Below are 11,087 nucleotides of genomic sequence, written 5' to 3' on the forward strand. Positions count from 1 at the left end.
CCTCCTGGTCAGACACGACCTTCGAGGGGCACCACGGCGCGGGTCCCCGGACGGCCTCCCCCTCTGTCATCTCAACCTGAGAGCTTCACCGGCCGCCCGAGGGCTGCCGGCTTTCACCGTCGGTGAGAGCGGAAGCCTATTGGCACCCGCCCTGCTTTCCAGAGTGACCTCGTCCGTGCGGTACGTGAGCCTGAGAGATTCCGGGGAGGATTTGCTCCTTCGGCGCCTCCGATGGTGTCCGGAGGACTCTCCCGCACGGGGTCAGCAGCCGCTGTCAGAGTACCAGCGAGGCCGACGCCGGAACCTTCGAGTGGCCACCTCGGTGAATGTGCTCTTTTGTAGTGCTTACGGATGAGTTGCGACCAATTGGAGGGACCGTGCAGACCGACATCGATCCGCGCAACCTGATCGGCCGCAAGGCGTTCGACCGCAATGGCACCAAGATCGGCACCATAGACGAGGTCTACCTCGACGACGCCACCGGAGTACCGGAGTGGGCGGCCATACGCACCGGCCTGTTCAGCAGGGACGCCTTCGTCCCACTGGAGCCCAGCGAGCTGATGGAGGGGGCCCTGCACATCCCCTTCGAACGCGCCCTGATCAAGGACGCCCCCGACTTCGGGGTGGGCCGCCACCTCTCGCCGGAGCAGGAACTCCAGCTCTACCACCACTACGGTCTCGACGTCGCCCCACCTCCCTCGCTCCCGGACCGCGACTTCGGCAAACTGGCCGGCACGGACGACGCCTGAACCGACGGCATCCCGGGCTCGACCCGCTCGCCCTGCCCGTCGGGCTCGTCGGGCTCGTCGGGTCTTCGCGGCACGAGCGGCAATGGATCCGCCGGCTCCAGATCGGGATCGTCGACCCGGAAGGTCCGCACCCTCCCTGGCTCGGAGTCGGGCGTCTCAAACCGCACGGTGACCCGCCCGAGGCCGCTGCCCTGCACCCATCCGTGCCCGTATGCGGCATGCCGTACGTCGTACCCCGCAGACCAACGCCGCTCCACGGGCGCCGACGGCTCCTCGGCCGGTTCGCCGGGCGAAGGCTCCTCCACCTCACTCTCCACCTGCACCCCCGCCGCCTGCGCGAACAGGTCCTCCTGCGTGTAGTCGGCAAGCCCGCTGACGCCCACGCCCAGCAGCCGTACACCGCCGGTGGTGTCCACCGAATCCAGCAGCCGGGCCGCCGCCTCCCGCACCACCCCAGGGTCGTCCGTGGGCCCGCGCAGCGTCTCCGACCGCGTCAGGGTGGAGAAGTCGTACCGCCGCACCTTGAGCACGATGGTCCGCCCGGACAGCCCGGCCCCGCGCAGCCGCCCCACACACCGGTCGGCGAGCCGCTGCACCTCGAGGCCCACCCGGACCCGGTCGTGGATGTCCACGTCGTACGTGTCCTCGACCGACACCGACTTGGTCTCCCGCTCGGACACCACGGGCCGGTCGTCGTGCGCCAGCGCCATGGCGTACAACGCATGCCCATGGGCCTTGCCCAGCAGCCGTACGAGCTCGTCCTCGCCCGCCTCGGCGATCTCGTCGACCGTGGTGATCCCGGCCCGTCGCAGATGATCGCCGGTCGCCGGTCCGACCCCCGGCAGGGTCCGCACCGACATGGGCCCGAGCAGCGTCCGCTCGGTGCCCGGCTCGATCAGCACCAGACCGTCGGGCTTGGCCTGCTCCGAGGCGATCTTCGCGAGCATCTTGGAGGCGGCGAGTCCGACCGACCCGGTGAGCCCGGTGCCGGCCCGTATGTCGGCCCGCAGCTGCACTCCGGCCAGCCGCGCCGACGCCTTGTCCCAGGCCGCCCCGCCGGCCTCCAGATCGACGAACGCCTCATCCAGGCTCAGCGGCTCCACCAGCGGCGACAGCTCCCCCAGCAACGCCATCACCTGCTCACTGATCGACCGGTAGAAACCGAAGCGCGGCACGAGATACGCGGCGTTCGGTGCGAGCCGGCGGGCCTGCGCCATGGGCATCGCCGAATGGACCCCGAAGACGCGTGCCTCGTACGAACACGTCGCCACCACGCCACGAGGTCCGAGCCCGCCCACGATGACCGCTTTCCCGCGCAGGCTCGGCTTGGACGCCTGCTCCGCCGAGGCGAAGAAGGCATCCATGTCGAGATGCAGGATCGTGGGCGCGCTTCTCACATGTCCGATGCTGCCCTACGCCACTGACAATGCCCCTGAACCACCGGCGAACGGGGGCTCAGACCGCCCGGTTCCGCCGTCGCGCCAGTTCGTCGGCGGGATTGTGCCCGACGAGCGTCTCACCGGTGTCGATCCGCTCCCCGTGCAGCTGCGAGAGCGCGCTCTCGACGTCCCGCCACACCACGCCCACGGCGATCCCGAAGATGCCCTGGCCACCCTGGAGGAGCGCGTGGACCTCGTCGGGCGAGGTGCACTCGTAGACCGTGGCACCGTCGCTCATCAGCGTCATGCGCTCCAGGTCGCGGAAACCGCGTTCCCTGAGGTGCTGGACGGCGCTGCGGATGTTCTGGAGCGACACCCCGGTGTCGAGGAACCGCTTGACGATCTTCAGGACGACGACGTCCCGGAAGCTGTACAGACGCTGCGTCCCGGACCCCAGAGCGGGCCGCACGCTCGGCTCGACGAGCCCGGTGCGCGCCCAGTAGTCGAGTTGCCGGTAGGTGATGCCCGCGGCCGCGCAGGCCGTAGGACCGCGATAGCCGATCTGCTCGGACGCCATGGACGTCGCCCCTCCGCTGGTCGGCACGGCCGCCGGTCGCTGCGGAGCGTGATCGGCCGCGCTGCCATGAAGCGGGTACGGGCCAACCGCCCCCGGACCTCGTCCGGGAGCACCCCCAGCCGTACCGTCGCCGCTGCTTCTCACGCCGACCTCCGTCCTTGACCTGCCTTCTCGACGGTAGGCAGTCACCAGGGGTGCGTCAACGATCGCCACACTCGGCACGCCGAGTGATAATCACCCTAGGAGTGGTTTCCCGAACCCCACCGCGGGGAAAGGCTAGCCGAATGCGCTGAGAGGGGGCGCATGACGCTCTCACTCGCCAATGGCACTTGCCGGCATTTACCGCGACCGGGCATCGGCCCACCCGACCGGTATGGGGTCGGACAAGGCCGCCACGCGTCACTGGCTGCTGGTGCCGAAGTCCTCGGGCGAGATCTGGTCGAGGAACTCGCGGAACTTCTCCACCTCGTCCTCCTGCTCGTCCGGGATCGCGATACCCGCGTCGTCGAGCACGCCGTCGCTGCCGTAGATCGGCGTTCCGGTGCGCAGGGCCAGCGCTATGGCGTCGGACGGGCGAGCGCTCACCTCGACACCGCTGGCGAAGACCAGCTCGGCGTAGAAGACGCCCTCACGCAGATCCGTGATGCGCACTTCGGTGAGCTCCTGGCCGACGGCCTCCAGCACGTCCTTGAACAGGTCGTGGGTCAGCGGTCGAGCGGGGGCCATGCCCTGCTGGGCGAAGGCGATCGCCGTCGCCTCCCCCGGCCCGATCCAGATGGGGAGGTAACGGTCGCCTCCCACTTCGCGCAGGAGCACGATCGGTTGGTTGGAGGGCATTTCGACCCGGACACCTACGACATCGAGCTCGTTCACACAGCAACCCTAGGCCGTGCCCGGGACGTTTGGGTAGTCGGGCCGAAAACGGGTGGGGTATCGGGGCTCCCGGGGCCGGCCCGCCTCAAGGCAACCGCACTCCGAGCGCGGTCTTCACCAGCGCGGCATGCAGCCGCACCGTGAGCACCGCCAGCTCTTTCGTACGCTCCTCGGCGTGTGCCCTGGTCTGCGGATTGCGATGCCGCTTCAGCGGGGCCACGACCTGGTCCACAAGGCCCGCCTCGCGGTCCGCGGCGGCCTTCATGACGCGCAGATGGCGCGGCTCGATCCCGAACTGCCCCAGTTCGGAGACGAGTGACGCGACAGTCACGGCCTCAGCGTCGTACGCCCCGTCCGGCAGTGGAGCGATGAGGCCGTACGCCTCCCACTCCTCCAGGTCCCGCTCGCAGATCTCCGCAGCCGCGAGCAGCTCGGCCCGGCCGATCCGGGCCGCGGCGGGTGCCTCGGAGACCTCCACCGCGGCTTCACCGTCACGCTGACGACCCACGACAGGCAGCTGTACGGCCTCCCCGCGCTCCATGGCGTCCAGGTGCTCGCGGATCACCTTGAGCGGCAGATAGTGGTCCCGCTGCATCCTCAGTACGTGGCCGAGGCGCTCGACGTCGTCCGCGCTGAACTGGCGATACCCCGAGGGGGTCCGCTGCGGCTCGATCAGCCCCTCCGACTCCAGGAAACGGATCTTGGAGAGGGTCACTTCAGGGAACTCGTCGCGCAGCACGTTCAGCACCGTGCCGATGCTCATCAGCCCACTGTCCGTGGCGGCGGTACCGTGCCCGGCACCGCCGCTCGGTGTTTGAAGCATGGACCTTCCCTGGGGTCCCCCCGGGCAGAGCCCGGGAGAGAGTCAGTAGCCCCGCTGGCTCGCGTAGAAGACCAGCCGGTACTTGCCGATCTGCACCTCGTCACCGTTCGACAGAGCGACCTGGTCGATGCGCTCGCGGTTGACATACGTACCGTTCAGACTGCCCACGTCGGCCACCGTGAACGAGCCGTCCGGGCCGCGCCGGAACTCCACATGCCGCCGGGAGACCGTCACGTCGTCCAGGAAGATGTCGCTCTGCGGGTGCCGCCCGGCGGTGGTCAGATCGCCGTCCAGGAGGAAGCGGCTGCCGGAGTTCGGCCCACGGCGCACCACCAGGAGCGCCGAGCCCAGCGGCAGCGCGTCCACGGCCGCCTGCGCCTCCGGGGACAGCATCGGCATCTGTGTCTGGCCGGTGACCTCGGCGTCGTAGGCCTCGATACCGGAGATGGAGATCGTGGAGGTCGTCTCGGACGGACGCTCTGCCCCGGCCCCGGCCCGCAGGGGGGCGCCGCAGTTGGAGCAGAAGCGGCTGTTCTCCGCGTTGCGGTTACCGCACCTCGTACAAACCAGGGCCGACATGGACGGATCCTCCTGCCGCGGCTGCCCCGCCGGGGCGTTGGACGCGTACGGGTCGGCGGAATATCCTCCACCCGCACCTGAGGTCGACGGTTGCCCGAAACCTATGCCGCCGGACTGCGCAGGGTCAACAGACGGCGCGCCCTGACCTCCCGAAATGTCACCTCCCGGACCAGCGACCTGGTCCCGGAACAGCGGGCGCTGGCCCTCCGCGTCGGGCTGTGCGCGATGGCGAGCAGTGGCGTTTTCATTGCCCTCTCGCGCGCTCTTGCCGAACAACTTCGCAAACAACTTCACGGGCGATTCCCCTTGACCGAAACAGACCCGCCCGTGGGGCAGGACGAACCCTGACTGCACTCACCGGTCGACCCGGACATCCTCACAACGTCCCTATCCACCAGACAGTTTCCACCACGCACCACCCATTCGGTGCGCCGACCCCCCGCAACCTCTTGCCCTCGCCGGACGTCCCCCATGCACCCTCGGTTCACTACGAGGACGACCGAGCGTAGTCAGGCCGCTTCGCCGCCCGCAAGGCGTCCACGACGATCTTGCTCGACCGCTCGACGGTCACGGTGGCCTGCTCCTTCTCGAGAGTCTGCACCACGCCTCCTGGGATGTTGAGCGCCGGCTCGAGGTCCTGCGGCTTGCCGATGACCTTGAAACGATAGGGAGCGTTGATCTTGTTCCCGTCGACGCTCACGCTGTTTCCGGAGTCCGTCAGATAGGTGCCGGCGACGACCCGCACGCCGTTCACCTGGATCGCCTCCGCCCCCGCCGCCCGCAACTCCTGGATCGCGTCGAGCAGCATGTCCGCCTCGACCGTCCCCTTCGTGTCGTCGATGGTGATCGTGATACCGGGCCCCTGAGCGGCCACCGTGCCCGCCAGAATGCCGAGTTGCCTTTCCTTCTCGAGCGTCTGCTTACGGGCCTCCTCGGCCTGGTCCGAGCTGTTCTCCAGCTCGTCGCGCTGCTTCTCGAGTCCCTGCTTCTCGTCTTCAAGACGTTGTGTGCGGTCGTCCAGTTCATCGAGGATGCGGACAAGATCTTCCTGACGCGCACCGCGCAGGGCACTGTCGCTGTCGCTGTTGGAGGCCACCTGCACGGCCAGGCCGAAACCGAGCCCGAACAGCAGCAGGGCGACGATCAGTTGGGCCCGGGTGATGCGCAGCGGCCAGATCCCCTGCACCAGCCGTTGCCTGCCGGTCAGCTCGGGTTCGGCCGCGGCGGGGCTTTCCTCGGCGGGCCCTGCCTCGGCGGGCTTCTCCTCGGCCTGCGGAGCCGTCGCGGGCAACTCCTCAGGGAGCTCCTTGCGCAGCCTGTTCTTCGCCGTCTCGTCCTCGTTGCTCATCTGCCTCACGCCCGGAACACGTGCCGGCGGATCGCGGCGGCGTTGGAGAAGATGCGGATACCGAGGACCACGACGACACCGGTGGACAGCTGGGCTCCGACGCCCAACTTGTCGCCCAGGAACACGATCAACGCGGCCACGACAACGTTGGACAGGAACGACACGACGAAGACCTTGTCGTCGAAAATGCCGTCGAGCATGGCCCGCAGACCTCCGAAGACGGCGTCGAGCGCCGCCACGACGGCGATCGGCAGATAAGGCTCGACGACCGCCGGAACCTCCGGCCGGACCAACAGGCCGGCCACGACTCCCACGACGAGGCCCAGTACGGCGATCACGATGTGCCCTTCTCGGTTTGCGGCTGTGCTGTTCGTACGGTCACACTCGGTGCGGCAGGCAGCCGGAGGTCCTCCTGCACGGAGATCGAGGTCCGGATGCCGTAGTTCTCCCGCAGGGCATCCAGATACAGCCCGTCGGCGCTGTCCTGGAACCTGGTGCTCAACCGCTGCCCGTCCCCCACCGCGAGCACCGTGTACGGCGGCACCAGCGGCTTGTTGTCGACCAGTATCGCGTCCCCCGCGGCCCTGATCGCCGACAGCGCCGTCAGCCGCTGCCCGTTGATGGAAACGGCCTCGGCGCCCGACTCCCACAGCCCGTTCACCACGCGCTGCATGTCGCGGTCGCGCACCCGTCCCGTGTCGGAGAACCCGGACGTCTCACGCGCGTCGCCGTCTCCGCCGGTGGACGCCTCCTCGGCATCGTCCACGACCAGCTTCACCCCGGGCCCGCGCACGTCCGTGGCGCCCGACAGAAGGCCCACCAGCTCCGCCTGATCACTGCCGCCGCTCTGCTTGAGAGCCTCGCGCTGCCGCGCACTCACCTCGGCGCGCAACTCGTCGACGGTGCCCTCGAGCTTGTCGGCGGCCGCGGTCTCGCGGTCGATGCGGTCGATCAGCTCCTCGCGCTCCTTCGCCACGACAGGGGCGGCGACCCGCGCCTGTGCCGCTCCGACGGTCACGACCAGAGCAGCCAGCACCAGACCTACGGCGAGCCCCAGCTTCGCCCTGAGGGTCTTGGGCATGCCGCCATCGGCCTCTTTCCGGGCTGCCGCTTCGGCGTAGCCGTCGTCGAGGCTGTGGTCCATCACATTGGTGAGCAGCGACATGGAAGCATCCGGACGCGAAGGACGCGTAGGTGTGCTCCGAACGGGGGGCTGCTGCGGCATGCCGCACATCGTCGCACGTCGCGACCGCTACCTCCGAATGGCCCTACCGGCGTGCCGGACAGGCCCCTTTGGGGATGCCTGTCCGGCACGCGCGCGTGCTGCGTCTTTCAGCGACCGGCGCTGTCCACGACCGCCGACCACTCGTCGAGCAGGGCCTGCGCGGAGGCGTCGTCGGGGCCTTCCGCCCACAGATGTGTGACCGCCTCGGCAGGGTCGGGCAGCACCATCACCCAGCGCCCGTCCGTCTCCACCACCCGCACACCGTCCGTGGTGTCCACGAAGCGGTCACCGGCCTCCTCGACGACCCGCCGCATCACAAGACCCTTGACAGCCCAGGGAGTCGCCAGGTCCCGCTTGATGACGTGGGCCCTCGGAATCCGCGCGTCGATCTGGCTGAGCGTGAGCTGCGTCCGCGCGACCAGCCCGATCAGCCGTACAAAGGCCGCCGCGCCGTCGAAGACACCGCTGAACTCCGGGACGATGAACCCACCCCGGCCGTCCCCGCCGAAGATCGTCGAATCGTCACGTCCGACCCGGGTCAGATCGTCGGGCGAGGTGGTCGTCCACTCGACCTGGGTCCCGTGGTACGCCGCCACCTGCTCGGCGATCCTCGTCGTCGTCACCGGCAGCGCCACGCGCCCACTGCGCCGTTCCGCGGCCACCAGGTCGAGCATGACGAGCAGGGCCCGGTCGTCCTCGACGATCCGCCCCTTCTCGTCGACCAGCGACAGCCGCTCGCCGACAGGGTCGAACCTCACCCCGAACGCTGCCCGAGCGGACGCCACGATCTCTCCCAGCCGCACCAGCCCAGACCGACGCGCATCCGCCGTCTCCGTGGGCCTGGACTCATCCAGACCGGGATTGATGGTCAGCGCGTCCACACCCAACTTGCCCAGCAGACTCGGCAGGACGAGCCCGGCACTGCCGTTCGAGGCGTCCACGACGACCTTGAGCCCGGACTCGGTGATCCCGGTCGTGTCCACATTCCGCAACAGCGACCCGGTGTACGAGTCGAAGACGCTGGCCGGGAAGTGCAGATCACCGATCTCGCCGGGGAACGCACGCCGGTACTCCTGCCGCGCGAACACGCGGTCCAACTTCCGCTGGCTGCCCTGCGAAAGGTCCGCTCCCTGCCCGTCGAAGAACATGATGTCCACGGAGTCCGGAACCCCGGGAGTGGTACGGATCATGATTCCGCCGGCACTGCCCCGCGCGGTCTGCTGCCGGGCCACAGGAAGCGGTACGTTCTCCAGATCTCGTACGTCGATGGCGCTGGCCTGCAGCGCCGAGATGACCGCCCGCTTCAGCGCACGGGCACCACGTGAGTGGTCGCGAGCCGTGGTGACCGTGGAACCCTTCTTGAGGGTCGTCGCATAGGCGCCGGCGAGACGCACCGCGAGTTCGGGTGTGATCTCCACGTTCAGGATTCCGGAGACCCCACGAGCACCGAACAGATGCGCCTGCCCCCTCGACTCCCAGATCACCGAGGTGTTGACGAAAGCACCTGCCTCGATGGTCTTGAAGGGGTAGACCCGAACGTTGCCCTGAACGATCGATTCTTCACCGATCAGGCACTCGTCGCCGATCACGGCGCCGTCCTCGATCCGGGCCGCGCGCATGATGTCGGTGTTCTTTCCGACGACACAGCCACGCAGATTGCTGTGCTGGCCCACGTACACGTTGTCGTGCACAACGGCCTTGTGCAGAAAGGCCCCGCTCTTGACGACCACGTTCGAGCCGACGACCGTGTGCTCGCGAATTTCCGCGCCAGCCTCGACTTTGGCATAGTCGCCGATATACAGAGGCCCGCGGAGCACAGCATCGGGATGCACCTCGGCACCCTCCGCCACCCACACGCCCGGGGAGATCTCGAAGCCGTCGAGCTCGACGTCGACCTTGCCCTCCAGGACGTCGGCCTGCGCCTTCACATAGCTCTCGTGCGTGCCGACGTCCTCCCAGTATCCCTCGGCGATATAGCCAAAGACCGGCTTGCCCTCCTTCATCAACTGCGGGAAGACATCGCCCGACCAGTCGACGGGCACATCGGGCTCGACATAGTCGAAGACCTCGGGCTCCATGACATAGATACCCGTATTCACGGTGTCCGAGAAAACCTGCCCCCAGGTCGGCTTCTCAAGGAAACGCTCCACCCGACCCTGTTCATCGACGATGGTGATACCGAATTCCAGCGGATTGGGCACGCGCGTCAGACAGACCGTGACCAGCGCACCCTTCTCCTTGTGGAAATTGATCAGTTCAGTGAGGTCGAAGTCGGTCAGCGCGTCGCCGGAGATGACGAGGAAGGCATCGTCCTTCAACGCCTCTTCGGCGTTCTTGACGCTTCCGGCAGTACCGAGTGGCTTCTCCTCATTGGCATAGGTGAGCTCCATTCCGAGCTCCTCACCGTCACCGAAGTAGTTCTTGACCAGTGAGGCCAGGAACTGGACGGTGACGACGGTCTCGTTGAGCCCATGCCTTTTGAGCAGCCGCAGAACATGCTCCATGATCGGGCGGTTGGCCACAGGCAGGAGCGGCTTGGGCATGCTTGAGGTCATGGGGCGAAGGCGAGTGCCTTCACCTCCGGCCATCACGACGGCCTTCATGTCGGAAGCGTCCTCCTCGAAGAGACGACGGTCTAGCCGACTTCACCCGTCCAGATTGTCCCGCACTTTTCCGTCGCGGGCCATCGCGGCACTGGGTCCGCCTCAATCCGCGAGTTCAATCGGCCATGGCTGCGTCCGCACGCACCAGACGGCGGACTTGTACCACGTAGAGGACTCCTGCCCACCAGTACAGCGTTGTACCCCATCCGGCGAACGCCCAGCCGAAAATAGCACCAAGTGACGAGAGCCATCCACTTCCGTCACTGAGCAACAGCAGAGGGAAGGCATACATCAGGTTGAACGTGGCTGCCTTGCCCAGGAAGTTCACCTGCGGGGGTGGATAGCCATGCCGCCTGAGGATGCCCACCATCACCAGCAGAACCAGTTCTCGCGCGAGAAGTGCAGCGGTCAACCAGATGGGCAGAATCTCCCGCCACGTGAGGCCGACCAGGGTCGAGAGAATATAGAGCCGGTCAGCAGCGGGATCGAGGAGCCGGCCGAGGCTGCTGATCTGGTTCCAGCGACGCGCCAGCTTGCCGTCGAGGTAGTCACTCACCCCGCTGAGCATCAGCACGAGGAGCGCCCAGCCGTCACTCTTGGGCCCTCCGAACTCGGGCCTGAGGATCAACCACAGGAACACAGGCACGCCGACAAGACGAGCCATGCTCAGGATGTTGGGGATGGTGAGGACCCGGTCTGTCTGGACGCGGGTCTCCTGGACCTCCACCCGGGAGCCTCCTGTGCGAAACGAGCCAACGATGCTCCCTGACCTTACCTCAACGCAAAAAAGCTCTGGCCCTCGGGCATGATGCCCAAGAGCCAGAGCTCTAAAAGGAGTTCGGCGGTGTCCTACTCTCCCACAGGGTCCCCCCTGCAGTACCATCGGCGCTGTAAGGCTTAGCTTCCGGGTTCGAAATGTAACCGGGCGTTT

Annotated in this window: 11 protein-coding genes, 1 rRNA gene and 1 riboswitch; of the genes, 1 reads left to right on the forward strand and 11 read right to left on the reverse strand. The window is 67.6% G+C overall.

All coding sequences use genetic code 11. From position 1 onward, the window contains the following. Positions 1–168 precede the first annotated feature (168 nt). A riboswitch (glycine riboswitch) is annotated at positions 169–264 on the reverse strand. Positions 265–377: 113 nt separating this feature from the next. Continuing rightward, positions 378–749 (forward strand): PRC-barrel domain-containing protein, encoded by a 372-nt coding sequence (locus tag ACIHFB_RS06475; protein ID WP_365270951.1) that lies wholly within the window; start codon positions 378–380, stop codon positions 747–749. On the opposite strand, the gene ACIHFB_RS06480 is transcribed toward ACIHFB_RS06475, so the two are convergent. The 11 genes from ACIHFB_RS06480 to rrf all read right to left on the reverse strand — a co-directional run. Continuing rightward, on the reverse strand, positions 671–2,146 hold the full coding sequence (locus tag ACIHFB_RS06480; protein ID WP_400125552.1) for a DNA polymerase IV: 1,476 nt from the start codon (positions 2,144–2,146) through the stop codon (positions 671–673). The two genes, ACIHFB_RS06475 and ACIHFB_RS06480, sit on opposite strands and share 79 nt — an antisense overlap. 58 nt (positions 2,147–2,204) lie before the next feature. Next, positions 2,205–2,849, reverse strand: coding sequence for a MerR family transcriptional regulator (locus tag ACIHFB_RS06485; protein ID WP_365270956.1), 645 nt, complete (start codon positions 2,847–2,849; stop codon positions 2,205–2,207). A 255-nt stretch (positions 2,850–3,104) separates the two neighbouring features. Next, entirely contained in the window at positions 3,105–3,578 is a 474-nt protein-coding gene (locus tag ACIHFB_RS06490; protein ID WP_004002801.1) for a bifunctional nuclease family protein, read from the reverse strand. Positions 3,579–3,663: 85 nt separating this feature from the next. After that, positions 3,664–4,401: a MerR family transcriptional regulator gene (locus tag ACIHFB_RS06495; protein WP_365270959.1), complete on the reverse strand. Its 738-nt coding sequence runs from the start codon at positions 4,399–4,401 to the stop codon at positions 3,664–3,666. A gap of 42 nt (positions 4,402–4,443) precedes the next feature. Further along, positions 4,444–4,980: an FHA domain-containing protein gene (locus ACIHFB_RS06500; protein ID WP_365270962.1), complete on the reverse strand. Its 537-nt coding sequence runs from the start codon at positions 4,978–4,980 to the stop codon at positions 4,444–4,446. 487 nt (positions 4,981–5,467) lie between these two features. Continuing rightward, positions 5,468–6,328, reverse strand: a complete 861-nt coding sequence (locus ACIHFB_RS06505) for a DUF881 domain-containing protein (protein ID WP_400125555.1) — start codon at positions 6,326–6,328, stop codon at positions 5,468–5,470. A 5-nt stretch (positions 6,329–6,333) separates the two neighbouring features. Then, positions 6,334–6,666 (reverse strand): small basic family protein, encoded by a 333-nt coding sequence (locus ACIHFB_RS06510; protein ID WP_003988855.1) that lies wholly within the window; start codon positions 6,664–6,666, stop codon positions 6,334–6,336. After that, positions 6,663–7,562 carry a DUF881 domain-containing protein gene (locus ACIHFB_RS06515; RefSeq protein ID WP_400125557.1) on the reverse strand — a complete coding sequence of 300 codons (900 nt, stop codon included), beginning with the start codon at positions 7,560–7,562 and terminating at the stop codon, positions 6,663–6,665. Before ACIHFB_RS06515 ends, ACIHFB_RS06510 begins: the two co-directional genes overlap by 4 nt. A 98-nt stretch (positions 7,563–7,660) precedes the next feature. After that, positions 7,661–10,156, reverse strand: a complete 2,496-nt coding sequence (locus ACIHFB_RS06520) for a mannose-1-phosphate guanyltransferase (protein WP_365270971.1) — start codon at positions 10,154–10,156, stop codon at positions 7,661–7,663. Between the two features lie 115 nt (positions 10,157–10,271). Then, the gene (locus ACIHFB_RS06525) at positions 10,272–10,883 is read right to left on the reverse strand and encodes a CDP-alcohol phosphatidyltransferase family protein (RefSeq protein WP_210585907.1); all 612 of its coding nucleotides are present in this window, start codon (positions 10,881–10,883) and stop codon (positions 10,272–10,274) included. A 109-nt stretch (positions 10,884–10,992) separates the two neighbouring features. Then, positions 10,993–11,087 (reverse strand): 5S ribosomal RNA (rrf, locus tag ACIHFB_RS06530); the annotation flags it as partial.

Source organism: Streptomyces sp. NPDC051963 (assembly GCF_044593495.1).
Classification (GTDB): Bacteria; Actinomycetota; Actinomycetes; order Streptomycetales; family Streptomycetaceae; genus Streptomyces.

Bases quoted from the DNA above. Each gene is read 5' to 3' on its own strand.
- ACIHFB_RS06495 (WP_365270959.1), bottom strand. From the start codon at position 4,401: ATGCTTCAAACACCGAGCGGCGGTGCCGGGCACGGTACCGCCGCCACG.
- ACIHFB_RS06500 (WP_365270962.1), bottom strand. From the start codon at position 4,980: ATGTCGGCCCTGGTTTGTACGAGGTGCGGTAACCGCAACGCGGAGAAC.
- ACIHFB_RS06505 (WP_400125555.1), bottom strand. From the start codon at position 6,328: ATGAGCAACGAGGACGAGACGGCGAAGAACAGGCTGCGCAAGGAGCTC.
- ACIHFB_RS06515 (WP_400125557.1), bottom strand. From the start codon at position 7,562: ATGTGCGGCATGCCGCAGCAGCCCCCCGTTCGGAGCACACCTACGCGT.
- ACIHFB_RS06520 (WP_365270971.1), bottom strand. From the start codon at position 10,156: ATGAAGGCCGTCGTGATGGCCGGAGGTGAAGGCACTCGCCTTCGCCCC.